Below are 25,564 nucleotides of genomic sequence, written 5' to 3' on the forward strand. Positions count from 1 at the left end.
TCCGATCGCCCGCGGTGCTCAGTGGCCTCGAGCGATCCACTCGGCGAGGTGCGGTTTCTCCGCGCCGATGGTGGTGGAGTCACCGTGGCCGGTGTGCACGGTGGTTTCCTCGGGCAGCGTCAGCAGGCGCTCGCGGATCGACTCGATGATCGTGCCGAAATCGGAGAACGAGCGGCCCGTTGCGCCGGGTCCGCCCGCGAACAACGTGTCCCCCGTGAACACCGCCGTGGCCGCGGGCAGATGCAGTGCGACCGACCCGGGGGAGTGGCCGGGCGTGTGTAGGACACTGATTTCGGTGTCCGCCAATGGGATTCGCTCGCCTCCCGCGAGTGGTCGGTAGGCGGCTTCCGGGTGGGTCATGCGCCACAGCGGCTCGTCGGCGGGATGCAGGAGGACCGGCGCGTCGAGGCGCTCGGCGAGTTCGGGCGCGACCGTCACGTGATCGTTGTGTCCGTGGGTGCACACGATCGCGCGCACGGCGCGACCGGCGACCGCGGCGACGATCGGGTCGGCGTCGTGGGCGGCGTCGATCACGACCACCTCGTCGTCGTCGCCGACCAGCCAGATGTTGTTGTCCACGGCCCAGGTACCGCCGTCGAGGGCGAAGGTGCCGGAGGTGACGACGCGGTCGATGCGGATGGTCACCAGATCACCACCGAGCGCAGCACGTCGCCGGTGTGCATCTTGGCGAAGGCCTGCTCCACCTGGTTGAGCCCGATGCGTTCGGTGACGAACCGGTCCAGCGGCAGCCGTCCCTGGCGGAAGAGGTCGATCAGGGTCGGGAAGTCGCGTTCCGGCAGGCAGTCGCCGTACCAGGACGATTTCAGCGCGCCGCCGCGCGAGAACAGATCGAGCAGCGGCATGTCGATGGTCATCTCCGGAGTCGGCACGCCGACGAGAACCACCGTGCCCGCCAGATCGCGGCCGTAGAACGCCTGCTTCCACGTCTCCGGGCGCCCGACCGCGTCGATGACGACGTCGGCGCCCCAGCCGCCGGTGTATTCCTGGATCTTCTCGACCACGTCCTCGGTGGTCGCGTCGATCGTGTGCGTGGCGCCGAAGTCGGTGGCCCAGCGCAGTTTCCGGGCGTCTCGGTCCACGGCGATGACGGTCGCGGCCCCGGCCAGCCGTGCCCCGGCGATCGCCGCGTCGCCGACGCCGCCGCAGCCGATCACCGCGACGGTGTCGCCGGTGGAGACGTTGCCGGTGTGCATCGCCGCGCCGATGCCCGCCATCACGCCGCAGCCGAGCAGGCCGGCCACCGCGGGGTCGGCTTCCGGATCGACCTTGGTGCACTGGCCCTCGTGCACCAAGGTCTTGTCGACGAACGCCCCGATGCCCAGCGCGGGTGTCAGTTCGGTCCCGTCGGTGAGCGTCATCTTCTGGCTCGCGTTGCGACTGTCGAAGCAGTACCAGGGACGGCCCCGCTTGCACGCCCGGCACTCGCCGCAGACCGCGCGCCAGTTGAGGATCACGTAGTCGCCCTCCGCCACGTGGGTGACCGCGGCGCCCACGGTCTCCACCACGCCCGCTGCCTCGTGGCCGAGCAGGAACGGGAATTCGTCGTTGATCCCGCCCTCGCGATAGTGCAGGTCGGTGTGGCAGACCCCGCAGGCCTGCACCCGGACCACTACGTCGTGCGGTCCCGGATCGGGGATCACCACGTCGACGATCTCGACCGGTGCGCCCTTGCTGCGGGCCACGACCCCGCGGACGGTTTCCGACACCTCTGCCTCCTCGGCGCGTTCACTGATGCCGCGGCGTCGGCCGCACGGCCGATCCGCAATTCTGAACAGCTGTCCATACAGCTGTTCCTGACAATGTGAACATTACCGCCGCGGCGCGGCGAGTCGCGACTTTCGACCGCGAGTCGTTCCGGAGGTTGACATTCCACTTTGGAGGGTTATGCTGGGGTCATATTCCACTATGGAGGGTGGAACCGTCGATAGGACCAGGCATGGACATCTCCACCGGCACCCGCGCCTCGAACGCCGAACGCGACGCCGTGGTGCGCCTGCTCGGCAGGCACATGGCAGACGGGCGCATCGATCTGCCCGAGTACGACGAGCGCGTCGCCCAGGTGTACGCCACCACCGACCGCGACGACCTGCGCTCGGTGCTGTCCGATCTGCCCGAGCTCGACAAAGAGTCGGCCGCCCCCGCGTCCGCCCGCCCGCGCATGCCGATCTGGCAGCGCATCGAGGGCAGCACCTGGCTCGCCGTGAGCGTGCTGGTGCTCGTGATCTGGGCCGCGATCTCGCTCGGCGTCGGCGCCTTCACCTACTTCTGGCCGATGTGGGTGATCGGCCCGTGGGGCGCCGTCCTCGCGTTCCGTATGGTGGCCGGCTTCGAGAACGGCCGATTCACCCACCGCGCGAGCTGAGCCTCGTTCACCGGCGCTGTCACCCGGATTGCCGGGTGACAGCGCCTCTTTTGGTGCCCTACCACCCACGCCGGGAGGTGTGCTCCTGGGCGGACGGAGTATCGCGTCGTGGCCGTTCGTCCCCGCGATGGCGGCGGCCGGGTGGAGGTTGATCGTGGGTTCGTTCCGCGCCTCGGTCCGGCGGCGCCGGTCGGTCGCGGTACGGGGCATCGGGCCGCTCTCGTCGGCCGGTCCCGGGCTCGAAGTCCGGGGACGGCTGGGAGTTCCGCCCGGACTGCCGACTCGCTCGCGGCCGACGGGTGTCGTCGTACCCCTCCGGACCTCCGGCGTCGTGGCGCGTGTCGCGCTGGTCGTCGGCGATGTCCCGGTGCCTGCGTCTCGGCAGATCCGGACGGCCGGGTGTCGGGCGGGCGAACGGGGAGGAATCCTCCGTGCCGGAGCGGGGATACCGATCGCTGGGCGCGGGCTCGTTGTGCCGTCGGCGTGAAGGCGTCGGCGAACCGTAGTCGTCGGACGAACGGCTCCGTTGTCCGGTAGATCGGGACGTGTCGCCGCGCGTCCGTCGCCCGGGATCGGTGCGCCGGGACGACAGCTGCGGGTCGGCGGCTCCGCGCTCGGCGGAGCGGGTCTCGCGGCGGGCGGGCAGGGGCTCTGGGGATCGTGCGCCAGCCGCGGGTCGTTCCCGCCGGGCACGCTCGTCGCCAGTGGACGTCCGCGCGGTCCGGGTGCCGGGTGCGTCGTGAGAAGGCTTCCGCCGGGAGCCGCCTGCGCGGGGCGGTCCCGGCTGGAGCACCGGAAGTTCGCGGGTGACCTGTGTGGCGCTGACGCCCTTCTCCCGGTAGGTGGCCGGGATGTCGTGGGCGCGCAGCCACGCGCCCGGGTCGTGGCGCGCACCGGCGTCCAGCCACGGAATGGTGTCCTCGAGCAGATCGAGCAGGTCGCCGGGCCCGTCGCCGAGTGCGTTGCGGATGGCGGGGAAGGTCTCCGGCTGGAATGTCCACTTCCATTCCGACCGAGGATGTGGACCGCCGTGCGCGCGGCCGTGCACGACGAGGTCGCCGGAGCGGGCGATCTTGGCACGCACCGTTCGCGTGCTGGACTCGATGACGAGCTCGCCGGTCTCGGTATGGGTGATCTGCTCGACCTCGTCGTCGCCCTCGTCCGGATCGATGTCCTCGCCGGGCTCGACCCGGCGCATCCATTTCGTCATCGCGCTCAACGCGGGCAGCTGCGGTCGTTCACCCGTCACGCCGGGGCGGGTGATCCGCAATGTCCGCGCAATCCCCGCGACGAGGTCGGCGCGGCCCGAGAGCTCGGGGGATTCGGGCTGGTCGTCGTCTTCGAGGTGCGTCGTGGGCGCCGGTCGCGTGGCGGGTCGGGTGTGCCCGGCTCGGGCGTGTCCGGGGTAGGCCGCGTGAGCGGACCGCCGGGATCGATCGGGAAAATTCCCAGGACTGGGGGTTTCGTCCGGCTCGGCATCGTCCCATGACGGGTCGGCGTCCTCCTCCCGCGCCCGCAGCTTGATCTCGAACCACCCCGCGGCCAGAGCCGCCGCACCGAGAGCGGCCGCGATCGCCACCTCCACCCGGACATCGCCGAGCAGCGTGCTCTTGCTGCGCTCACAGGCGTGCAGGAACACCAGGCTGCCGAGTACCAGTCCCGTGATGCGGGCAAGGCGGAACCGCGTGCTTGTCCCTGGTGAGGGGGCAGACATCGTGGTGCGCTCCCGAACGTTCCGCTGGCGAATCAGAGGGATCGTATGTGCCGGGAGGGCCCGGCGTCAGTGCCAGTTCGAGACCGCCTCGATCGGCGGCGGCAGAAGGGAGTGCGGTCAGCCGGGTACGCGGGTTCGGCCGCGTGACGACGCGGCGATCCGCCGTGCTCGCTCCGATCCGCCGCCCTGGTGCGGCACACGGCGAGATCGGCGATGCGGGCAAACTTCGGGCACATCGAAATGCGCGCGAACCGGGGACGAGTAGATAACCTACGGATACCGCCGAACCGCTACCCGGCCGCGTGCATCGTCGGGCCCGGTCGGGTCCCCGCACGCGACGGATACCATGACTGGTCGCCGGACGCGCTGGCTCGACCACGCGGAACGCCGACCGGGCAGAACACGGAAAGGTCGTCGAACTTGCACCTGAAGAGTCTGACGCTGAAGGGCTTCAAGTCCTTCGCGTCCTCGACGACGCTGCGGCTGGAGCCCGGCATCACGTGTGTGGTCGGTCCGAACGGATCGGGCAAATCGAACGTCGTCGACGCGCTCACCTGGGTGATGGGCGAGCAGGGTGCGAAGGCGCTGCGGGGCGGCAAGATGCAGGACGTGATCTTCGCGGGCACGGCGGGCCGTGCCCCGCTCGGCCGCGCCGAGGTCACGCTGACCATCGACAACTCCGACGGCGCGCTGCCGATCGACTACGCCGAGGTGTCCATCACCCGGCGCATGTTCCGCGACGGCGCGGGCGAATACGAGATCAACGGCAGCTCCTGCCGCCTGATGGACGTGCAGGAATTGCTCAGCGACTCCGGCATCGGCCGCGAGATGCACGTCATCGTGGGGCAGGGGCAGCTGTCGGCCATTCTGGAGTCGCGCCCGGAGGACCGCCGCGCGTTCATCGAAGAGGCCGCCGGTGTGCTCAAGCACCGCAAGCGCAAGGAGAAGGCGGTCCGCAAGCTGGAGGCCATGCAGGCCAATCTGGCCCGCCTGACCGACCTCACCACCGAACTGCGCCGCCAGCTCAAACCGCTGGGCAGGCAGGCCGAGGTGGCCCGCAGGGCACAGACCGTACAGGCCGACCTGCGCGACGCCCGGCTGCGCTTGGCCGCCGACGACCTGGTCACACGCCGCGAGGAGCTGGCCAGTCAGCAGAGCAAGGAGGCATACGCGCGCGAGCAGCAGATCACCGTGCACTCCGAGCTGGACGCCGCCAACGCGGCGCTGGCACAGCAGGAATTCCAGCTGTCCAGGCTGACCCCGAGCGCCGAGGCCGCCGCGCAGATCTGGTTCCAGCTCTCCGCGCTGGCCGAGCGAGTGAACGCGACCATCCGCATCGCGGGTGACCGGGCGCGGCACCTGGACACCGCCGCCCCGGTCGGCACCGGCCGTGACCCCGAGCAGTTGGAGGCGGAGGCCGACCGGGTGGAGGCCGAGGAGGCCGAGCTGCGCGAGGCGGTCGAGATGGCCGCCGAGACGCTGGAAGCTGCCAGGGACCAGCTGGCCGAACGCGAGCACGCCGCCAAGGCCGCCGAGCAGGCGCACCTGGCCGCGGTGCGGGCGATCGCGGACCGGCGGGAAGGAGTGGCGCGGCTGTCCGGCAAGGTGGACACCCTGCGGGCCAAGGCGCAATCGGTGGACGCGGAGATCGCGCGCCTGTCCGTCGCCATCGCCGACGCCCGCCACCGCGGCGAGGCCGCGCAGGTCGAATTCGACACGGTGCAGGGCGAACTCGCGGAACTCGACGCGGGCGAGGCAGGACTGGACACCCAGCACGAACACGCGGTGCAGGCCCTCGAACTGGCCGATCAGCGCGTCACCGAACTGCGTGAGCAGGACCGCGACGCGAGCAAGCGGGTCGCGTCGCTGAGTGCGCGGATCGAGGCGCTCGGGATGAACCTGGCCCGCCGGGACGGTGTCGCCTGGTTGGTGGAGCACCGCGAACAGGGGTTGCTCGGTCCGCTGTCCGGCCTGCTGCGCGTGCACGGCGGCTATGAGGCGGCGGTCGCGGCCGCGCTCGGTCCGCTGGCCGATGCCGTCGCCGCCGACACCGGCGAGTCCGCGCACGCCGCGATCCAGGCGCTCAAGGACGCTGACGGTGGCCGCGCCGCCGTGGTGTTCGGCACCGCGAGCGCCGAGCGGCCGCAGCAGGGCGCGTTGCCCGGCGGGGCCCGCTGGCTGGTCGACGTGGTGGAGTGCCCCGACACGGTGCGCGGCGCGATCGCCGCGCTGACCGTGGGCATCGCCGTGGCCGACGATCTGCCCGCCGCCCGTGCGCTGGTCGCGGCGCGGCCCGACCTGCGCGTGGTCACCCGCGACGGCGACCTCGCCGGAAACGGCTGGCTGCTGGGCGGTTCCGATCGCGCGCCCAGCCAGCTGGAGATCCAAGCCGACATCGACGCCGCCGAGGCGGAGCTGGTCGCGGCGCAGCGGCGCGCCGAGGAACTCGAGGCCGCGCTGTCCGGCGCGCTGGAAGAGCAGGCCGATCGCAAGGACGCCGTCGACCAGGCGCTGCTCGCCCTGCACGAATCCGATCAGGCACTGGTGGCGATCTACGAGCGGCTCGCCAGGCTCGGCCAGACCGCACGCACCGCGCACGCGGAGAGCGAGCGGCTGCTGGGCCAGCGCGACGACGCCGAGGCGAGCCGGGAAGAGGCGCTCGCCTCGCTCGCCGAACTGGAGGATCGCCTGCGGCACGCGGAACTCGAACAGTCCGAGGACGACGCCGACGGCGCGGGGGCGGCGGGCACCGAGTCCGCGGGCCGCGCGCGGGAGGAGGCGGCGGCCGCGCTGGCCGAGGCGCGGGCGATGGAGGTCGAGGCCCGGCTCGCCGTACGCACGGCCGAGGAACGGGCTGAATCGGTGCGCGGCAAGGCGGACTCGCTGCGCCGTGCCGCGCGCGCCGAGCGGGAGACCCGGGCTCGCGCCGAGCGCGCCCAGGCCGCGCGCAAGAAGGCGGCGGAGGTGGCCGCCGCGGTCGCCGAATCCGGCGCGAAGGTCGCCGCCGAGCTGGAGCAGGTCGTCGCTGAGGCGGGCGGCCGCCGGGACGAGCTGGTGCGCAGGCGCTCGGAATGCGCCGCACAGGTCGAGCAGGTGAAGGAGCGGGTGCGCGCGCTCACCGCGCAGCTGTCCCAGCTCACCGACGCGGTGCACCGCGACGAGGTCGCCAAGGCGCAGGCGGCGCTGCGCATCGAACAGCTGGAGGCGAATATCGCCGAGCAGTTCGGCATCGCGCTGGACGACCTGATCGCCGAGTACGGCCCGGACGTGCCGCTGCCGCCCTCGGCGCTGGAGATGCAGGAGTACGAGCAGGCCAAGGAGCGAGGCGAACAGGTCAGCGAACCCGCCCCGATGCCCTACGACCGGCAGACCCAGGAGCGGCGGGCCAAGCGCGCGGAGAAGGACCTCGCCACCCTGGGCAAGGTGAATCCCCTCGCGCTGGAGGAGTTCGCGGCGCTGGAGGAACGCTACAACTTCCTGGCCACCCAGCTCGAGGACGTCAAGAGCGCGCGCAAGGACCTCCTGGAGGTGGTCGCCGAAGTCGACGCCCGCATCCTGCAGGTGTTCACCGAGGCTTACGCCGATGTCGAGCGCGAGTTCGTCGAGGTGTTCGCGAAACTGTTCCCCGGCGGCGAGGGCAGGTTGCTGCTCACCGACCCCTCGGACATGCTCACCACCGGCATCGAAGTGGAGGCCCGCCCCCCGGGCAAGAAGGTCAAGCGATTGTCGCTGCTGTCCGGCGGGGAGAAGTCGCTGACCGCGGTGGCGTTGCTGGTGGCCATCTTCCGTGCCCGCCCGTCACCGTTCTACGTGATGGACGAGGTCGAAGCGGCATTGGACGACACCAACCTGCGCCGCCTGATCGGCCTGTTCGAACAACTGCGGGAGAAGAGCCAGCTGATCGTCATCACGCACCAGAAGCCGACGATGGAGATCGCCGACGCGCTCTACGGCGTCAGCATGCGCGGCGACGGCATCACCCAGGTGATCTCCCAGCGGCTGCGCGGGGAGAACCTGGCCCCGGTCGGCGCGGCGGGCTGAGCGTCACCCGCGTCGAGCACGATCGGATCTTCTGCGCGGGCGTACCACCGTGTCGGCGGTACGCCCGGCCGCGGAATACCCCTGCGAGCAGCGCGAAGGTGTTGTCCGGTGCGCGCTGCCCGCTGTGTGCGACGGCGGCCGGTCACGCACGGATCAGCCGTGCGAGCAGGCCGCTCGAAGGTGAATTACCGGGTAGCAGTCGCTTTTTCGTTGTCCAGCAGCGCTTTGATCCGGGCCGCACCGGTTTCGGCGAGCCAAGTGTCGAACGTCCGCAGTCCGGGATGGATTTCGCGGATCTCCTCGACGTCCGCGCGCCAGCCGCCGGTATGGCGCATCAGGCGCCAGGTGTTGCCGATCTCCGGGCCGAGCGCGTCCGCGTCGGCTTCGCCGACCTCGTGATAGCGGACCGGGTGGCCGGTCGCCGCGCTGATCGCCGCGGCGGCCGCGGGCGGGACCAGCACGTCGCCCGCGAGTTCGAGGACGCGTCCGTGGAATCGCTCCGGGTCGGCGAAGATCGCAGCGGCGATATCGCCGATATCCGCGAGAGCGATGACCTTCATCGGCCCTTCGGCCGGGAACAGATGCCGGTGTACACCGTCGATGATGCCGTCGACCGGTGACGTGCGCAGCAGGTAGTTCTCCATGAAGCGCACCGGGCGCAGCAGGGTGTAGCGGGCGCCGCTGGCGATGACGGCGTCTTCGATGCGCTGCTTGCCCGTCGCGCCCCACGAGGCGTTGTCGCCCATCGAGGCGATGCCGGTGAACACGATCTGCCGCACGCCGGCCTCGCGCGCCGCGTCCACGACCGCTTGTCCGCGCGCGGCTTCCAAGTCGACATCCCAGCCCTGCGGGCTGTACGCGGCGGGCGGGACCAGGAACAGCCCGGTGACACCGGCCAGCGCCGCGGGCAAGGTCTCCGGGGCGTCGAAGTCGGCGACGACGAGTTCCGCACCCGCCGCGGCCAAGTCCTGTGCGGCGGGCGCCTGCGCGTCGCGAACCATCGCGCGCACCGCCCTGCCGTCCGCCAACAGGCTGCGGGCGGTCACGCCGCCCTGCTGTCCGGTGGCTCCGGTGACCAGGATGAGGTTGTGCTGAGGGGACATGCTCCGCCTTCTCTTGCTCGTTAGAATCGGGCCGGATAACCCGGATTCGGACGATACGGGTGGCTCGACCCGATTGACCAGGTCGCTCAGCGGAAGGCCGTAACGAAATGACCACATCGATCGCCCCGGCCGGGCTGTCGCGAGCCGATGCCCGGCGTAATCGCGCCCTCGTGCTGGCCGCCGCGCAACGCGCCTTCGCCGAGCAGGGCGCCTCGGTGTCGCTCGCCGAGGTCGCCCGCAGGGCGGGGGTCGGCGCGGGCACCGTCTATCGCCACTTCCCGACAAAGGCCGATCTGCTGGAAGCTGTGCTGCAGCAGCGGATCGACCGATTGGCGAAACTCGCCGCCGACCATCTCGGCGCAGCCGATCCCGGTGCCGCGTTCTTCGACTTCTGTACTGCGGTGATCGCCACGACACCGGGTAACAAGGCGATGTGCGACATGGTCCAGTCCGATGACGGCTGGCCGCGCGCGCTGTTGCGGAGCGCGGGCGTGCGTTTCCACCGCGCGCTGGAAGCCCTGCTGGTCGCGGCTCAGCGCGAGGGCGCGGTCCGCGCCGACATCGAGCTCGACGACGTGCTGGCGATCTTCACCGGATGCGTTGCGATTCAACAGCTCCGGAAATCCCAGGGGAGTGTGGACCGCAGCGCGGCGATCGTGCTGGACGCGCTGCGCGCGCGGGCGGGTGATCCGGGAGTGACGAAACAGGCTGCCGACGCCGAAAGTCGTAACGAATCGGCCGATCGTAACGAAACCTCGGACGACCGCTGCCCCGTCTGTCGCGCGGCGGTGCGCCGCTCGGAGACGGGACGCCGAGCCAAGTATTGCTCGGCGGCATGCCGCCAGAAGGCCCATCGTCGGCGGGTCGCGGCGGCTTCCTAATGGAACGGCGCATTTGCGCCATGTGGTTCTCTACTGCGCCACAGCCGATCGGACACTACGCGGCCTGATGGTGCGAGCCGGTGGTCCGGACGGCGCGCGCCGCGAGCCGGAGAGCGGGTCACAGGTTGCTCAGAGCAGGTCGCTGACATCGTCCGGCACGTCCACGGCGTACTTGCGCAGGATGTCCATCGAGATCACTTCCAGGGCGTTCTCGTGCGTGGCCGCGAGCACCACCGGCGCGGCGACGCCGTCCTCGTGCGCGTGCAGCCAGCGCACCGCCACCACGCACCAGCGATCGCCCGGCTGCAGGCCGGGGAAGTTGTTCTCCGGGCGCGGCGTGCTCAGATCGTTGCCGATGGACGCTTGATGCTCCAGGAACTCTGCCGTGACGACGGTGCACACAGTGTGGCTGCCCAGATCCTCCGGCCCCGTACTGCAGCAGCCGTCCCGGTAGAAGCCGGTGAGAGGATCGGTGCCGCACTCTTCCAGCGGCCCCCCAAGCACGTTTCGATCGGTCACGTCGCCGATCCTATTGTCCCTTCGCGAGAAGTTCCGCAGGACAAGAAATCTGGAGGGCTGTGTCGGTGCCCGCCCGGGCGCGTCCCTGGCGCCGCACGCGCGGTGTTCGCCGAGCTCCGGCCGTCGGCGCGGCTTGGCGACTCGCGCACCGGGTGCGGCTCGGGGCCCATCCCGTGACGGTCGGTCTGCAAGGATGGTTCGCGTGAGTCCCGAAGTCTGGATCCTGATCGCCGCGGTCGCCGCGCTGCTGCTCGTCGTGCTCGTCGCCGGTTTCGTCCGGTACAAGCGCGGCCGCGTGTCGCTGACTCCGCCTACGCAGGAGAAGGAGGTGACCGACCGTTCCGGCGGCTATACCGCCTCCGGCGGATTCAACTTCAGCCGGGGCGGCACGGCGACCGAACCGCGACCGGTCGAGCGCACCGACACCGAAGGACAGCCGCACGTCGGCGACGACGCCGCGATCCCGCGCGACGCGCCCAAGCGCGGCATCACCAACGTTCCGTTGCCGGAGGCGGACGTCGCCGAGGCGCCCCCCGCTTCCGGTGCCGCCGAGCCCACCACCGAGCCCACCGAACCCGAGACGGACTCCTCGACGGCCGAGGCAGCACCGCCCACCGCCGGCGAGACGGCGTCGCCGGAGAGCCGGGTCGCCGAGACAGCGCCGGTCACCGCCGAGGAGACCGACGTCACGGACGTGACCGCCGAGCCGGTCACCGCCGAGCCGGTCACCGCCGAGACCGGCGCCGGTGTGACCACCACCGAGGTCGTCGCTCCCGACACGCCCGCGGGCGTCGAGGCGCCCGCCGCGCTGGAGGAGATCGAGCCCACCGAGGGCCGCCTGGTCCGCCTGCGCGGACGGCTGTCGCGCTCGCAGAACGCGGTCGGCAAGAGCCTGCTCGGCCTGCTCGGCGGCGGTGACCTGGACGACGACTCGTGGGAAGAGGTGGAGGACACCCTCGTCCTCGCCGACCTCGGCACCGCGAGCACCACGGCCGTCGTCGCCCGGTTGCGCGCCGAAATGGCCGCGCGCAGCGTGCGCACCACCGACCAGGCTCGCGCCGTGCTGCGTGACGTGCTGATCGAGCAGTTGCGCCCGGAGCTGGACCGCTCGGTGCGCGCGCTGCCGCATCCGGATCACCCGTCGATCCTGCTGGTGGTCGGCGTGAACGGCACCGGGAAGACCACCACCACCGGCAAGCTCGCCCGGGTACTCGTCGCCGACGGACGCCGTGTGCTGCTGGGCGCGGCCGACACCTTCCGTGCCGCGGCCGCCGACCAGTTGCAGACCTGGGGCGAGCGGGTCGGCGCGGACACCGTCCGCGGCCGCGAGGGCGCCGACCCCGCCGCGGTCGCGTTCGACGCGGTGGCGGCGGGCGTCGAGCGCGGCGTCGACGTGGTGCTCATCGACACGGCCGGTCGCCTGCACACGAAGACGGGCCTGATGGACGAACTGGGCAAGGTCAAGCGCGTCGTGGAGAAGAAGGCGGCCGTCGACGAGGTCCTGCTGGTGCTGGACGCGACCGTCGGGCAGAACGGGCTGACCCAGGCCAGGGTGTTCGCCGAAGTGGTAGACATCACCGGCGTCGTGCTCACCAAGCTGGACGGGACGGCGAAGGGCGGCATCGTCTTCCAGGTCCAGCACGAACTGGGTGTGCCGGTGAAGCTGGTCGGGCTCGGGGAAGGCGCCGACGATCTGGCCCCGTTCGAGCCCGCCGCGTTCGTGGACGCGCTGCTGGGCTGAAGTCATGATCACTCGGCGGCGCTGTCGAAAGCGGTTGCCGCCCGTGGTGTTCGGGTACGTGGCGGGCGGGCCCGCGGTCGATGATCGCGGGCCCGCCGCGGTGCGAGGGGGATCACACCCCAGATGTTTGCCGACTCCGGCTCCTCGGTAACGAATGTCCGGTTTCCGGAATGTCGTGCTCACCGGGCCGGGAAACCTCCGGTGCACGTGACGAAACGTGGTGGCAACACAGCTGCGCCATCCGTTCACGTAGGTGAAACACGACAGCTCTACGGATGAAACACCGAGTGAGGACCCTTCTGTTCAGGTCCATTTGCCGGAATCGGCGGGGCCCGAGATGAGGAGGACATTAAGGTGGCTTTTCCACTTACCGGTGCACCGGATACCGGTGACACCGCATGGCTGCTGGTGAGTTCGGCGCTGGTGTTGCTGATGACGCCGGGCCTGGCTTTTTTCTACGGCGGCATGGTCCGGTCGAAGAACGTGCTCAACATGATCATGATGAGCGTCAGCGCCATGGGTCTGGTCGGCGTTTTGTGGTCGCTGTACGGATACTCGACGGCCTTCGGCGACAACAAATTCGGCGTGATCGGTGACCCGACGCAGTTCTTCGGCTTGAAGGGCCTGATCGGTGGCAACTCCGTCGCCGAGGTCAAGGACGCGGCAGGCGTCGTCACCACCGAAGCGGTGAACATCCCGCTCGCGGGCACGATTCCGGCGACCGTCTTCGTCGCCTTCCAGCTGATGTTCGCCATCATCACGGTTGCCCTCATCTCGGGCGCGGTCGCCGACCGCATGAAGTTCAGCGCGTGGCTGCTGTTCGCGGGCATCTGGGCCACGGTGGTCTACTTCCCGGTCGCGCACTGGGTGTTCGACTTCGACGTCAAGGACGCCGACGGCAACGTCGTGCACGAGGGTGGCTGGATCGCCAACAAGCTGCTCGCGGTCGACTTCGCCGGCGGCACGGCGGTGCACATCAACGCCGGTGCGGCCGGTCTGGCCCTGGTGCTGGTGCTGGGCAAGCGCAAGGGCTGGCCGACGACCCCGTTCCGTCCGCACAACCTGCCGTTCGTCATGCTCGGCGCCGGTCTGCTGTGGTTCGGCTGGTTCGGCTTCAACGCCGGTTCCGCGGTGACCTCCGGTGGCCTCGCGGGTTCGACCTTCATCGTCACCGCCATCGCGACCTGCGCCGCCATGCTGGCCTGGCTGCTGGTGGAGAAGATCCGTGACGGCAAGCCCACCTCGCTGGGCGCGGCCTCGGGCATCGTGGCCGGGCTGGTCGCCATCACCCCGTCGTGTTCCTCGGTGAACGTGCTCGGCGCGCTCGCCATCGGCGCCGTCGCGGGCGCGCTGTGCGCCCTCGCGGTCGGCCTGAAGTTCAAGTTCGGTTTCGACGACTCGCTCGACGTGGTCGGCGTGCACCTGGTCGGTGGCATCGTCGGCACTTTGATGGTCGGTTTCGTCGCGGCGCCCGAGGCGGGTGCGGCCAAGACCGGTCTGTTCTACGGCGGTGGATTCGATCAGCTGTGGCGGCAAGCGGTGGGTGCCGGTGTGGTACTTGTCTTCTCCTTCATCGCGACGCTGATCATTGCCTATATCGTGAAGTTCACCATTGGGCTGCGCGTGAGTGAGGAAGCCGAGTCGGTGGGCTTGGACGAGTCCGAGCACGCGGAAACCGCCTACGACTTCGCCGCTCTGGGTAGCACGGCACGTTCGGCCGTCAAGGAGGCATGACGAACATGAAACTGATCACCGCAATCGTCAAACCGTTCACGCTCGAGGATGTCAAGTCCGGTCTCGAGCAGGCGGGTGTGTTGGGCATGACCGTCAGCGAAGTCCAAGGGTACGGCAGGCAGAAGGGGCACACCGAGGTGTACCGCGGCGCCGAGTACTCGGTCGATTTCGTGCCGAAGGTCCGCGTCGAGGTCGTCGTGGACGACGCGTCCGTCGACAAGGTGGTGGAGGTGATCGTGGAGGCCTCCCGCACCGGCAAGATCGGCGACGGCAAGGTCTGGGTCACCCCGGTGGAGGCGATCATCCGGGTGCGAACCGGCGAACGCGGCACCGACGCGCTGTAGCGGAAATCGAGTCGAGCGGCGGCCCCGCTCCTACCGGAGCTCCCGGTTGGGGCGGGGCCGCGCGCATGAATGGGCGGTGGGTTGTGGCTAGTCAGTACGACGGTGACCCGAAGGGCACCGAAGAAGGCAACGGCAAGGTGTCCAACGGGGCGGCCGACCTGGTCCGGGCACGCACCCAACTGCTCGACGGAGGCCTGCCGCGCAATCCCCGGCTGGACGCCAGGTCGCTGCGCCAGGCCCTGGTGGACCTCTACGAACTCTGGCTGACGAGCAAGGGCGCCGAACTCGGCATCGCCCCCGACAGCGGTTTGGCCGTGGTGGCCGTCGGCGGTCTCGGCCGCGGCGAGATGCTGCCGTTCTCCGATCTGGACCTGGTGCTGCTGCACGACGACGTCGACCCGGCCCGGGTGGCCGAGGTCGCCGACCAGCTCTGGTATCCGCTGTGGGACGCGCACATCAAACTCGACCACAGTGTGCGGACCGTGCCGCAGGCGTTGCGGGTGGCCGCCGACGATCTCATCGCCGCGCTCGGCATGCTCGAGGCCAGGCACATCGTCGGCGACCAGGATCTGAGCAATCTGCTGATCGGCGGCGTGCGCCGGGAGTGGCGCACCGGCATCCGCTCCCGCTTCGACGAGCTCATCGCCCAGGCCCAGGCCAGGTGGGAGCGCAACGGCGAGATCGCGCACCGCGCCGAGCCGGATCTGAAGAACGGGCGCGGCGGCCTGCGCGACATCCAGCTGCTGGACGCGCTGGCCATCGCCCAGCTGACCGACGCCATGCCCGGACTCGGGCCGGACGTGCCGGGCGGCGGATTGAAGCAGGCCCACCGGCGCCTGCTGGACGTGCGCACCGAACTGCATCGCGTCGCGGGCCGGTCCCGCGACCAGTTGCGGGCGCAGGACGCCGACGAGATCGGCGCGGCGCTGCGCATCGGCGACCGGTTCGATCTGGCTCGCACCCTGAGCGATTCGGCGCGCACGGTCAGCTACTCCGTGGACGTCGGGCTGCGCACCGCGGCCAACGCGCTCCCGCGGCGGGGACTGGCCCGCCTGCGCCGCATGCCGGTGCGCAGGCCGCTGGACGAAGGGGTGGTCGAACATGCCGGCGAAGTGGTGCTGGCCAGGGACGCCCGTCCTCAGCGTGACCCCGGGCTGATCCTGCGCGTGGCGGCGGCGTCGGCGCAGACCGGCCTGCCGATGTCGGCCACCACGCTGAACCGGCTCTCCGAGGACGCGCCGGAGCTACGCGAGCCGTGGCCCAAGGACGCCCTCAACGACTTGCTGATCCTGCTGGGCGCGGGCCGCGGCACCATCGACGCGATCGAGGCGCTGGACCGCACGGGCCTGTGGGGCAGGCTGCTGCCGGAGTGGGGCGCCGTGCGCGACCTGCCGCCGCGCGACGTCCTGCACATCTGGACCGTCGATCGCCATCTCATGGAGACGGTCGCCTACGCCTCCGCGCTCAGCACCCGGGTGGCCCGCCCCGACCTGCTCGCCCTCGGCGCGCTGCTGCACGACATCGGCAAGGGCCGCGCGGGCGATCACAGCGTCGTCGGCGCCGAACTCGCCACCCACATCGGCCGCCGGCTCGGTCTGTGGCCCTCGGACGTGCGGACCCTCAGCGCGATCGTCCGCCATCACCTGCTGCTGCCGGAAACCGCCACCCGGCGCGACCTGTCCGATCCGGAGACGGTGCGCTACGTCGTCACCGCGCTCGACGCCGATCCGCAGCTGCTGGAACTGCTGCACACGCTGGCCGAGGCGGATTCGCTGGCCACCGGCCCCGGCGTGTGGGGCGACTGGAAGGCCTCGCTGATCGGGGAGCTGGTCCGGCGGTGCCGGATGGTGATGGCGGGTGACCAGCTGCCGACGCCGGAGCCGATCGCGCCGGAACTGGTCGAGAAGGCCAGGGCGGGCGGGGTGCACGTGGACCTGAAGCCGGGTGAGAGCAAACACACGTACACGGTGACCGTCATCGCGCCGGACAACCCGGGACTGCTCTCCGACGCAGCCGGTGTGCTCGCGCTGCATTCACTGCGGGTGCTGTCGGCCGCGCTCGGCGTCGAAGGCGCCGCCGCGGTGGACACCTTCGTCGTCGCGCCCAAGTTCGGCGACCCGCCGGACCCGGGTCTGTTGCGGCAGGAACTGATCCGCGCCACGGCAGGCGATCTGGACGTGTCCGCGGCGCTGGCCAAACGCGAGCGCGAGGCGAGCACCATCGGCCGGAGCCGGTACGCGCAGGCCGCGCCCAGGGTGCTCTGGTCGGACACCTCGGTGCCGGGACAGGTGATCCTGGAGTTGCGCGCCGAGGACCGGATCGGGATGCTCAGCCGCTTGGCCGCCGAATTGGCCGGCTGTGGAGCCGACGTGCGATGGGCGAAGGTGGTCACGATGGGGTCCGCGGTGGTCGACAGTTTCTGCCTGGAGCTGGGTACCGAGGACGGTCCCGCTCGCCGGGAAGCGATCGAGAAGGCGGTCCTCGCGGTGGTTCCCAGGACTGCGCCCAAAGCCCCTGATGAGGGCGGGACAGGGTCGGAAAATGCCAACTAGCTGCGGATTTCTCCGGTGACCAATCTGTTGCGAGATATTTGCTGCAACTGAACGCCGCCCCCGTGGCCTGCCCCTACGATCTAGAGCGTCCGGCTATCGCGAGCACGAGGGGAGCAGGTCGGTGGCGATTGAAGTCGTTTCGGCATCCACGATGACGAGTGACGAGACCAGTCACATGGCGCGCTGCGTCGGCGGCGACCGGTGGGTGGTCTCCTGGCTTCCGGGTCGCACCTTGACCGGGCGACAGGCGGTGACCGCGATGACGATCGCGTCCATCGTCGCCACCTCGCCCATCCCGAGCACGGCGGAGTGGGCGATGCTCGACGACCTGGCCCTCGTGCTGGGCCTGACCGCCAACGAGGCGGTCTTCATGGTGGCCGCGGAGAACCGCGACTACCGCAAAACGGTCAAACCGCGCCGTCGCGTACTCGACTAGCGAGCACCGCTCGCACCCGAAGGACGCACCGCCTGCGCGAACATGCGGGTGATCCCATTACCCTGGGAGAGAATGTGACGTCCCCCGAGATCAGGAGCGCGATCGGTGTTCGAATCCCTGTCCGACCGGCTTACCGGTGCCCTCAAGGATCTGCGCGGCAAGGGGCGTCTGTCACCGGCCGACATCGACGCCACCTGTCGGGAGATCCGCCTCGCCCTGCTCGAGGCCGACGTCGCGCTGCCCGTGGTCCGCGGTTTCATCGGGCGGATCAAGGAGCGCGCCAAGGGTGCGGAGGTCTCCGCGGCGCTGAACCCGGCCCAGCAGGTCGTGAAGATCGTCAACGAGGAGCTCGTCGGCATCCTCGGCGGCGAGACCAGGCGGCTGAACCTGGCCAAGAACCCGCCGACGGTGGTCATGCTGGCCGGTCTGCAGGGTTCCGGTAAGACCACGCTGGCGGGCAAGCTCGCCAAACTGCTCAAGACGCAGGGCCATCAGCCGCTGCTGGTGGCCTGCGACTTGCAGCGCCCTGGCGCCGTTACCCAGCTGCAAGTGGTCGGCGAGCGCGCGGGCGTGCCCGTCTACGCGCCGCACCCGGGCACCTCGGTCGGTGGCGGTGACAACCCGCTGGGCATCTCGGCCGCCGATCCGGTGAACGTGGCGCGCGGCGGTGTCGAGGAAGCGCGGCAGAAGCAGTACGACGTCGTCATCGTGGACACCGCGGGCCGCCTCGGCATCGACGAGGAGCTCATGCGGCAGGCCGCGGGCATCCGCGACGCCGTGCAGCCGGACGAGACCCTGTTCGTGCTGGACGCGATGATCGGCCAAGACGCGGTGAACACCGCCGAGGCGTTCCGCGACGGCGTCGGCTTCACCGGCGTGGCGCTCACCAAGCTGGACGGCGACGCCCGCGGTGGCGCGGCGCTGAGTGTCCGCGAGGTCACCGGCGTCCCGATCCTGTACGCCTCGACCGGTGAGAAGCTCGAGGACTTCGACGTCTTCCACCCCGACCGCATGGCCAGCCGCATTCTCGGCATGGGTGACGTGCTCACTCTGATCGAGCAGGCCGAGCAGGTCTACGACGCCAAGCAGGCCGAGGAGGCCGCCCGCAAGATCGGCAGCGGCGAACTCACCCTCGAGGACTTCCTCGACCAGATGCTGGCCATTCGCAAGATGGGCCCGATCGGCAACCTGCTCGGCATGCTGCCGGGCGCGGGCCAGATGAAGGACGTGCTCGCGCAGGTCGACGACAAGCAACTCGACCGCGTACAGGCGATCATTCGCGGCATGACTCCGGCCGAGCGGGAGAATCCCAAGATCATCAACGCGTCCCGCCGCCTGCGCATCTCCAACGGCTCCGGCGTCCAGGTCTCCGAGGTCAACCAGCTCGTCGACCGGTTCTTCGAGGCCAAGAAGATGATGGCGATGATGGGCCGCCAGATGGGCCTGCCCGGCTCGCGCCGCGGCAACGCGAAGAAAGGTAAGAAGGGCAAGAAGGGCCGCGGCCCGACGCCGCCGAAGGTGCGCGGCGGCTTCCCGGGGATGGGCGGCATGCCGGGGATGCCCGCCGGGATGCCCGACCTGTCGAACATGCCGGCCGGTCTCGACCAGCTGCCCCCCGGTCTGGACGGTTTCGACCTGTCCAAACTGAAGTTCCCGAAGAAGTAGACGCTCCGAGCGCCGCGCACACCATGCGTGCGCGGCGCTCGTCGTTTCCGGAGGTGCCCTGCTCCGCTCGTCGCGGTCCATAGTGCGCACGGACGACCGTTTCCGGACCGGGCCAGTAGGTTGGAGGCGACCGACGACGTCCAGGAGGTTGCTGCGGTGCATCTGCGAGGTGTGGTTCTTCCCGAAGACGAGATGCGCGATCTCTGGGTGCGGGATGGCCAGGTTTCCTTCGAGCCCGTGCCCGGAGCCGAAACGCTGTGCGAGGCGGGGTGGATCGTGCCGGGACTGGTGGACGCGCACTGCCACGTCGGCATCCGGTACGGGGGCGGTCACGAGGACCGTGCGGGCGCCATCGCGCAAGCCGAGACCGAGCGCGCCGCGGGGGCGCTGCTGCTGCGCGACGCCGGCTCGCCGATCGACACCCGCTTCATCGACGATCACGACGAACTTCCCCGCATCATCCGCGCCGGTCGCCACATCGCCCGGCCGAAGCGCTACATCCGCGAGCTGGGCATCGAGCTCGACGACGAACGCGACCTGCCGGAGATCGTGGCCGAGCAGGCCCGCCGCGGCGACGGCTGGGTCAAGATCGTCGGCGACTGGATCGATCGTTCCGTCGGCGACCTGCGGCCGCTGTGGAGCGACACGATCCTGAAGGAGGCCATCGACGCCGCGCACGCCAACGGCGCGCGGGTCACCGCCCACGTCTTCGGCGAGGACGCGCTACCCGGCCTGATCAACGCCGGGATCGACTGCCTGGAGCACGGCACCGGCCTCACCGACGAGACCATCGAGATGATGGTCGAGCACGGCACCGCCTTGGTGCCCACCCTGGTCAACATCGACACTTTCCCCGGTATCGCCGACAGCGCGGGCAAATTCCCGGTCTACGCCGCGCACATGCGTGATCTGCACCGGCGGGTGCGCGGCACGGTCGCCGCCGCGCACGAGGCGGGTGTGCCGATCTTCGCGGGCACCGACGCGGGCGGCTCCATCCGCCACGGGCGCATCGCCGACGAGATCGCCGCACTCGGCGCCGCGGGCCTGTCCCGGCACGACGCGCTCGGCGCGGCCTCCTGGAACGCTCGCGACTGGCTCGGGCGGCCCGGCATCGAACCCGGCGCGCCCGCTGATTTCGTTGTCTACCAGCAGGACCCGCGTACCCATCCGGAAACGCTCAGCACGCCGTACGCCGTGGTCCTGCGCGGCCGCGTCTACGGCGGGCGCGGTCCGGTGACCGGCCATCGATGACTCGTCATCGCGGCTGACGCGCGCGTTTCCGATCGCGGCGTAAGGTCGGATTCCGTGACAATTCGCCTCGGATATCAGATGCCCAACTTCAGCTACGGCAAGTCGGTGCGCGAGCTGTTCCCCACGGTGGTCGCGCAGGCCAGAGAGGCCGAAGCGGCCGGTTTCGACACGGCCTTCGTCATGGACCACTTCTATCAGCTGCCCGGCATCGGCACGCCGGACGAGCCGATGCTCGAGGCGTACACCGCGCTCGGCGGCCTGGCCGCCTCGACGGAGCGAATCCAGTTGTCCGCCTTGGTGACCGGTAACACCTACCGTAACCCGGCCCTGCTCGCCAAGACCGTCACGACGCTCGACGTGGTCAGCGGCGGCCGCGCGGTGCTCGGGATCGGCGCGGGCTGGTTCGAGCTCGAGCATCAGTCCTACGGCTTCGAGTTCGGCACCTTCACCGACCGGTTCGAGCGCCTGGAGGAGGCGCTGCAGATCGTGCGGCCGATGCTGCGCGGCGAGCGCCCCACCTTCCACGGCAAGCGGTACCAGGTGCAGAACGCCATGAACGAGCCGCGTCTGCGCGACGACCTGCCGATCCTGCTCGGCGGCAGCGGCGAGAAGAAGACCTTCGGCCTGGCCGCGCGCTTCGCCGACCACCTCAACATCATCTGCAACGCGTCCGAACTGCCGCGCAAGATCGATGCGCTGCGCGAACGCTGCGCCGAAGTCGGCCGCGATCCGCAGACGTTGGAGACCAGCTACCTGTGCTTCGTGATGATGGACGAGGACGGCGACCTGGTGCGCAAGCAGCAGCGGGATTATCTCGGCCGCATGGGGATCGACCTGTCGGCGCTGTCGGAGTCCGAGCGCGCGCAGAGCCCGGCCGACCGCCAATTCGTCGGCACGCCGGACGATGTTGCCGAACAGCTGCGGACCCGCGTTCTCGACCAGGGCGTCGACGGGCTCGTCATCAACATGGTCTTCAACGGGCACGAGCCGGGCGCGGTCGAGCTCGCCGGGCGCACCCTTGCTCCGCTGGTGGGCTGACGAGCGCGAACCGGGCGCGAATGCCATTGCCGCTGGATACAATCGGTCGATGATTGCCCCTCCGTGGCGAGCGTCGTACGGTGTCGACGCGCCGTCGGTGCTGCTGTTGCTCGGAGTTCTCGCGGTCGGCTACCTTGCCGCGGCCCTGGTGGTGGCACTGTTCCAGCAGTTGCGTCCGAGTCTGCTGCTCCTGCTGATCGGAGTCGTGCTGGCCGCGCAGTTCGGGGTGTTCCTGCACGCCACCCGCCGCGGCAAGTTCCGGGTCTGGGCGGGCCTGCTCGACGACCTCGAACTGCGCGGTGACGAACGACTACTCGACATGGGGTGCGGCCGCGGCGCGGTGCTGCTGGCCGCCGCGCGCCGGTTGCCCGCCGGGCGGGCGGTGGGCCTGGACGTGTGGTGCTCGGCCGACCACTGCGGCAACACCCCGGCCACCGCCGAGCAGAACGCGCTCGCCGAGAACGTGGCCGACCGGATCGAACTGCGCACCGGCGACATGACCCGCATGCCGTTTCCGGACGGCGCGTTCGACGTGGTCGTCTCCAGCTTGGCGATTCACAACATCAGATCCGCCGAGGGCCGTGCGGCGGCGGTCCACGAGGCATGCCGGGTGCTGCGTCCGGGCGGCAAACTGGTCATCGTCGACATCGGAAAGACCCGCGAATACCGCGCCGTCCTGGCCGCGAACGGCGCGACCGCGCTCACCTTCCGTCCCGTGGGGTGGCGGATGTGGTGGGGCGGGCCCTGGGTGCCCACCCACGCACTCACCGCGGTCGCCTCGGGATAGTCCCCGTCCCGGCGAATCGCCACAGCACGCGGTCGCGACGGGGGCGGGGCGGGTGGACGCCGTTTCGTGCACACGAGGACGCGATTTCTGGCGTGATCATCTCGTCTGGCACAATGGACCACCGTCCTTCCGGACAAGTGTCAGCCCGTCTCCGGTTCCGTACCGCGCGGCGGTCACACACTCGAAAGCGCAAAACCGGGCTCGCAGACCATGCGTGTCGCCGAATTGCGTCGTGACCAACCAACGAAAGGCAGATCAGCAGTGGCTGTTCGCATCAAGCTCACCCGCCTGGGCAAGATCCGCAACCCGCAGTACCGCGTCGTCGTCGCGGACGCGCGCACCCGCCGGGACGGCCGGGCCATCGAGTCCATCGGCAAGTACCACCCGAAGGAAGAGCCCTCGCTCATCGAGATCGACTCCGAGCGCGTGCAGTACTGGCTGGGTGTCGGCGCGCAGCCGACCGAGCCCGTCCTCCAGCTGCTGAAGATCACCGGCGACTGGCAGAAGTTCAAGGGCATCGAGGGCGCCGAAGGCACCCTGAAGGTCAAGCCGGCCAAGCCGTCGAAGCTGGATGTGTTCAACGCCGCGCTGGCCGCCGCCGACAACGAGCCGGTCGCCGAGGCGGTCACCCCCAAGAAGAAGTCCAAGAAGGACGCCGAAGAGGGCGCCGAGGCTGCTGAGGCCACCGAGTAATGAGCGGGCGTTACCCGTCCACCCCCAACCCGTCGCGAGCCGTCCACAGACCGGCCCCGACGACGGGTGAGTCGCGTCTCGAGGTGATGGAGCAGTGAGTGCCGTCGTCGCCGATGCCGTCGAGCACTTGGTGCGCGGCATCGTCGCCAATCCGGAGGACGTGCGCGTCGAGCTGATCACCGGCCGCCGCGGACGCACCGTCGAGGTGCACGTGCATCCCGATGACCTGGGCAAGGTGATCGGCCGCGGTGGACGGACCGCGACCGCGCTGCGCACCCTCGTCGCCGGTATCGGCGGCCGGGGGATCCGGGTCGACGTGGTCGACACCGACCAGTAGATGGAACTCGTCGTCGGGCGGGTCGCCAAGTCGCACGGCGTGCGTGGCGAACTCGTCGTCGAGATACGCACCGACGAGCCCGAGGCGCGTTTCGCGCCGGGCGTCACGTTGCGGGGCCGGCTGCCGCGAGCGGCGGAGGTCCGCGAGTTCACCGTGGAGTCGGCCCGGGAGCACTCGGGCCGGCTTCTGGTGTTCCTGACCGGGGTGGCCGACCGCGCCACCGCCGACGCGCTGCGCGGCATGCTGTTCCTGGTCGACAGTGCCGACCTCCCGCCGTCCGAGGACCCGGACGAGTTCTACGACCACGAGCTGGAGGGCCTGGAGGTCCGGCTCACCGACGGCACCGTGGTCGGAGCTGTGCGTGAGGTGCTGCATTCCGCGGCCGGTGAGCTGCTCGAGGTGCGCGCCGCCGACGACGGGCGGGAGATCCTGATCCCCTTCGTCACCGCCATCGTGCCCACGGTGTCGCTCGCCGAGGGCGTCATCGTGATCGATCCGCCCGAAGGTCTGCTCGACCCGGAATGAGGCGGTCGCTCACCCGATCGCGTGGCGCTCGCCCGGCCGACGAGGCGCGGCCCGGCGGCGACAGGAGACTGGCATGAAACTCGACGTCGTCACGATCTTCCCGGAGTACCTGGAGCCGCTGCGCACGGCGCTGCTCGGTAAGGCGATCGACAAGGGACTGATCTCGCTCACCGTGCACGACCTGCGCCGTTGGACGCACGACGTGCACAAATCCGTCGATGACGCCCCCTACGGCGGCGGGCCGGGCATGGTCATGAAGCCGACCGTCTGGGGTGACGCGCTCGACGAGGTCTGTCCCGACGACGCGCTGCTCGTGGTCCCGACCCCGGCGGGCGTGCCGTTCACCCAGGACACCGCGCACCGCTGGGCCGCCGAGGAGCATCTGGTCTTCGCCTGCGGCCGCTACGAGGGCATCGACCAGCGCGTCTTCGACGACGCCGCCCGCCGCGTGCGGGTGGAGGAGGTCAGCATCGGCGACTACGTGCTGATCGGCGGCGAGGCGGCCGTGCTGGTGATGACCGAGGCCGTGGTCCGGCTGCTGCCCGGCGTCCTCGGCAACCAGCAGTCCCATCAAGAGGATTCGTTCTCCGACGGATTGCTCGAAGGCCCCAGCTACACCCGCCCGGTCTCTTGGCGCGGCCTCGACGTCCCGCCGATCCTGCTTTCCGGCGACCACGCGAAGGTGGCCGCCTGGCGGCGCGAGCAATCCCTCGCCCGCACCCGCGAACGCCGCCCGGACCTGCTCCTGGATCGCAACGAGGGGACCGGGGCGCAGCAGTAGACGTCGTCGAACTTGCTCGCCTATCTGGCGTCCTGACGGGACATCAGAGACCGGATCGCGGTATCGGACACTGTCGAGCCGGGGACGCATCGGGTGCGCCGTGACGTGACCACCACGTCTCAGGGCAGCAAGCCGTGGCGGCGGGCCGCTACCACCGCCTCGTGCCGAGAGCGGGCGTCGAGTTTGACCATCGCGTTGCGCAGGTAGCTCTTCACAGTCTCCGGGCGGAGCGAGAGGCGTTGTGCCGCTTCCTGGTTGGTGCAACCCAAGGCGATCTGGGCGAGCACGTCGAGTTCGCGGCGGGACAGGCGGGGGCTGTCGGGGTGCGGTTCGCCTGCCATCACCCGGGTGAGTCGTTCGCACACCGCGTGCAGGCGGCCGCGCAACCGATCGTCCTCGGCCGAGCGCGCCATGCCGCGGAGTTCGGCGTGGATATCGCGCAGTTCCTCGGTGATGGCCGGGGCGGCCTCGGCCGACGGTGCGGCCAGCTCGAGCATGCGCACGCGACGGTCGACCTCGTCGCGAATGGCGATCTCGGTGGACAGGCGGCGCCCGGCCTGGACGACGAGATCCGCGGTGCGGTCGCCCAGCGGGCTGACGCCCCTGGTCGCGGCGTACAGCACCGCGCGTGAGCGCTGGTCCACCACGACGGGGACGGCGAGTACGGAGCGGATGCCCTCGCCGGAGACAGGCCCGTCGTAGTCGTGGGTGATCGAGGAGGCGCGGCGATAGTCGGAGACCGCGGCGGGCCGCCCGGATTCCATCACCCGGCCCCCCAGCCCCGAAGTCCGCACGACGGCCAGGCCGCGCAGGCCGTTGGTCAGCGTGCCGACGAATTCCGACAGCAGCAGCGCGTCGCCGTGGACTTCGCCACCGAAGGCCACCGGCACACCCGCGGCGCCGGCTACCCACCGGATCTCGGCACGCAGGGCGTCGCTGTCGCGCGGGCGCAGCAGAGCGGTGTGGGTCACGAGACTCACCCCTTTTCGGGGGTAGTGGCGGGGGCGATGTGACCCACATCCTATTGCACACCCGGGTT

Annotated in this window: 22 protein-coding genes; 16 read left to right on the plus strand and 6 right to left on the minus strand. The window is 70.3% G+C overall.

Translation table 11 applies throughout. The features are described from left to right. Positions 1-18: 18 nt before the first annotated feature. The gene (locus LTT66_RS23155) at positions 19-648 is read right to left on the minus strand and encodes an MBL fold metallo-hydrolase (protein WP_233069361.1); all 630 of its coding nucleotides are present in this window, start codon (positions 646-648) and stop codon (positions 19-21) included. Continuing rightward, positions 642-1,727: an S-(hydroxymethyl)mycothiol dehydrogenase gene (locus LTT66_RS23160; protein WP_233060632.1), complete on the minus strand. Its 1,086-nt coding sequence runs from the start codon at positions 1,725-1,727 to the stop codon at positions 642-644. The genes LTT66_RS23155 and LTT66_RS23160 overlap by 7 nt, the downstream gene beginning before the upstream one ends. Positions 1,728-1,957: 230 nt before the next feature. Here LTT66_RS23160 and LTT66_RS23165 point away from each other — a divergent pair, with 230 nt between their 5' ends. Next, a complete protein-coding gene (locus LTT66_RS23165; RefSeq protein WP_233060634.1) occupies positions 1,958-2,383 on the plus strand; it encodes a DUF1707 SHOCT-like domain-containing protein in 426 nt (141 codons plus the stop codon). 58 nt (positions 2,384-2,441) lie between these two features. On the opposite strand, the gene LTT66_RS23170 is transcribed toward LTT66_RS23165, so the two are convergent. Then, on the minus strand, positions 2,442-4,097 hold the full coding sequence (locus LTT66_RS23170) for a hypothetical protein (protein ID WP_233060635.1): 1,656 nt from the start codon (positions 4,095-4,097) through the stop codon (positions 2,442-2,444). Positions 4,098-4,517: 420 nt separating this feature from the next. Between LTT66_RS23170 and smc the strand changes: the two genes are divergently transcribed. Beyond that, entirely contained in the window at positions 4,518-8,138 is a 3,621-nt protein-coding gene (gene smc, locus LTT66_RS23175; RefSeq protein WP_233060637.1) for a chromosome segregation protein SMC, read from the plus strand. 185 nt (positions 8,139-8,323) lie between these two features. Here the strand turns inward: smc and LTT66_RS23180 are convergent, their stop codons facing one another. Beyond that, positions 8,324-9,241, minus strand: a complete 918-nt coding sequence (locus LTT66_RS23180; protein WP_233060639.1) for an NmrA family NAD(P)-binding protein — start codon at positions 9,239-9,241, stop codon at positions 8,324-8,326. Positions 9,242-9,348: 107 nt separating this feature from the next. Here LTT66_RS23180 and LTT66_RS23185 point away from each other — a divergent pair, with 107 nt between their 5' ends. Further along, entirely contained in the window at positions 9,349-10,122 is a 774-nt protein-coding gene (locus LTT66_RS23185; RefSeq protein WP_233060641.1) for a TetR/AcrR family transcriptional regulator, read from the plus strand. Positions 10,123-10,251: 129 nt separating this feature from the next. Here LTT66_RS23185 and LTT66_RS23190 read toward each other — a convergent pair whose 3' ends face one another. Next, a complete protein-coding gene (locus LTT66_RS23190) occupies positions 10,252-10,641 on the minus strand; it encodes a DUF2237 family protein (RefSeq protein ID WP_019048221.1) in 390 nt (129 codons plus the stop codon). A gap of 193 nt (positions 10,642-10,834) precedes the next feature. Between LTT66_RS23190 and ftsY the strand changes: the two genes are divergently transcribed. The 13 genes from ftsY to trmD all read left to right on the plus strand — a co-directional run bounded on the left by ftsY (position 10,835) and on the right by trmD (position 24,525). Beyond that, positions 10,835-12,382 (plus strand): signal recognition particle-docking protein FtsY, encoded by a 1,548-nt coding sequence (gene ftsY / locus LTT66_RS23195; protein ID WP_233060643.1) that lies wholly within the window; start codon positions 10,835-10,837, stop codon positions 12,380-12,382. Positions 12,383-12,736: 354 nt separating this feature from the next. Then, positions 12,737-14,116, plus strand: coding sequence for an ammonium transporter (locus LTT66_RS23200; RefSeq protein ID WP_233060645.1), 1,380 nt, complete (start codon positions 12,737-12,739; stop codon positions 14,114-14,116). A 5-nt stretch (positions 14,117-14,121) separates the two neighbouring features. Then, on the plus strand, positions 14,122-14,460 hold the full coding sequence (locus LTT66_RS23205) for a P-II family nitrogen regulator (protein ID WP_039799550.1): 339 nt from the start codon (positions 14,122-14,124) through the stop codon (positions 14,458-14,460). A 65-nt stretch (positions 14,461-14,525) separates the two neighbouring features. Continuing rightward, the gene (locus LTT66_RS23210; protein WP_408638665.1) at positions 14,526-17,012 is read left to right on the plus strand and encodes a [protein-PII] uridylyltransferase; all 2,487 of its coding nucleotides are present in this window, start codon (positions 14,526-14,528) and stop codon (positions 17,010-17,012) included. A 121-nt stretch (positions 17,013-17,133) separates the two neighbouring features. Beyond that, positions 17,134-17,448 (plus strand): hypothetical protein, encoded by a 315-nt coding sequence (locus LTT66_RS23215; RefSeq protein ID WP_233060647.1) that lies wholly within the window; start codon positions 17,134-17,136, stop codon positions 17,446-17,448. A gap of 105 nt (positions 17,449-17,553) precedes the next feature. Continuing rightward, the gene (ffh, locus tag LTT66_RS23220; RefSeq protein WP_233060649.1) at positions 17,554-19,113 is read left to right on the plus strand and encodes a signal recognition particle protein; all 1,560 of its coding nucleotides are present in this window, start codon (positions 17,554-17,556) and stop codon (positions 19,111-19,113) included. 192 nt (positions 19,114-19,305) lie between these two features. Beyond that, positions 19,306-20,364: an amidohydrolase family protein gene (locus LTT66_RS23225; RefSeq protein ID WP_233069363.1), complete on the plus strand. Its 1,059-nt coding sequence runs from the start codon at positions 19,306-19,308 to the stop codon at positions 20,362-20,364. 54 nt (positions 20,365-20,418) lie between these two features. Next, positions 20,419-21,402 carry an LLM class F420-dependent oxidoreductase gene (locus tag LTT66_RS23230; RefSeq protein ID WP_195064537.1) on the plus strand — a complete coding sequence of 328 codons (984 nt, stop codon included), beginning with the start codon at positions 20,419-20,421 and terminating at the stop codon, positions 21,400-21,402. A 49-nt stretch (positions 21,403-21,451) separates the two neighbouring features. Beyond that, positions 21,452-22,189, plus strand: a complete 738-nt coding sequence (locus tag LTT66_RS23235) for a class I SAM-dependent methyltransferase (RefSeq protein WP_233060650.1) — start codon at positions 21,452-21,454, stop codon at positions 22,187-22,189. 261 nt (positions 22,190-22,450) lie between these two features. Further along, on the plus strand, positions 22,451-22,882 hold the full coding sequence (rpsP, locus tag LTT66_RS23240; RefSeq protein ID WP_195064536.1) for a 30S ribosomal protein S16: 432 nt from the start codon (positions 22,451-22,453) through the stop codon (positions 22,880-22,882). A gap of 94 nt (positions 22,883-22,976) precedes the next feature. After that, a complete protein-coding gene (locus LTT66_RS23245) occupies positions 22,977-23,219 on the plus strand; it encodes an RNA-binding protein (protein WP_040708791.1) in 243 nt (80 codons plus the stop codon). After that, entirely contained in the window at positions 23,220-23,744 is a 525-nt protein-coding gene (gene rimM, locus LTT66_RS23250; RefSeq protein WP_233060652.1) for a ribosome maturation factor RimM, read from the plus strand. Between the two features lie 73 nt (positions 23,745-23,817). Beyond that, the gene (trmD, locus tag LTT66_RS23255; RefSeq protein WP_195064535.1) at positions 23,818-24,525 is read left to right on the plus strand and encodes a tRNA (guanosine(37)-N1)-methyltransferase TrmD; all 708 of its coding nucleotides are present in this window, start codon (positions 23,818-23,820) and stop codon (positions 24,523-24,525) included. Positions 24,526-24,644: 119 nt separating this feature from the next. Here trmD and LTT66_RS23260 read toward each other — a convergent pair whose 3' ends face one another. Continuing rightward, on the minus strand, positions 24,645-25,496 hold the full coding sequence (locus LTT66_RS23260; RefSeq protein WP_233060653.1) for a helix-turn-helix transcriptional regulator: 852 nt from the start codon (positions 25,494-25,496) through the stop codon (positions 24,645-24,647). Between the last annotated feature and the right edge of the window lie 68 nt (positions 25,497-25,564).

This window comes from Nocardia gipuzkoensis, from assembly GCF_021183645.1.
In the GTDB taxonomy this organism is placed as follows: Bacteria; Actinomycetota; Actinomycetes; order Mycobacteriales; family Mycobacteriaceae; genus Nocardia; species Nocardia abscessus.

Coding starts and splice junctions, on each gene's coding strand:
- LTT66_RS23165 (WP_233060634.1), top strand. CDS start 1,958: ATGGACATCTCCACCGGCACCCGCGCCTCGAACGCCGAACGCGACGCC.
- LTT66_RS23170 (WP_233060635.1), bottom strand. CDS start 4,097: ATGTCTGCCCCCTCACCAGGGACAAGCACGCGGTTCCGCCTTGCCCGC.
- LTT66_RS23180 (WP_233060639.1), bottom strand. CDS start 9,241: ATGTCCCCTCAGCACAACCTCATCCTGGTCACCGGAGCCACCGGACAG.
- LTT66_RS23185 (WP_233060641.1), top strand. CDS start 9,349: ATGACCACATCGATCGCCCCGGCCGGGCTGTCGCGAGCCGATGCCCGG.
- ftsY (WP_233060643.1), top strand. CDS start 10,835: ATGGTTCGCGTGAGTCCCGAAGTCTGGATCCTGATCGCCGCGGTCGCC.
- LTT66_RS23205 (WP_039799550.1), top strand. CDS start 14,122: ATGAAACTGATCACCGCAATCGTCAAACCGTTCACGCTCGAGGATGTC.
- LTT66_RS23210 (WP_408638665.1), top strand. CDS start 14,526: ATGAATGGGCGGTGGGTTGTGGCTAGTCAGTACGACGGTGACCCGAAG.
- LTT66_RS23225 (WP_233069363.1), top strand. CDS start 19,306: ATGCGCGATCTCTGGGTGCGGGATGGCCAGGTTTCCTTCGAGCCCGTG.
- LTT66_RS23235 (WP_233060650.1), top strand. CDS start 21,452: ATGATTGCCCCTCCGTGGCGAGCGTCGTACGGTGTCGACGCGCCGTCG.
- rimM (WP_233060652.1), top strand. CDS start 23,220: ATGGAACTCGTCGTCGGGCGGGTCGCCAAGTCGCACGGCGTGCGTGGC.
- trmD (WP_195064535.1), top strand. CDS start 23,818: ATGAAACTCGACGTCGTCACGATCTTCCCGGAGTACCTGGAGCCGCTG.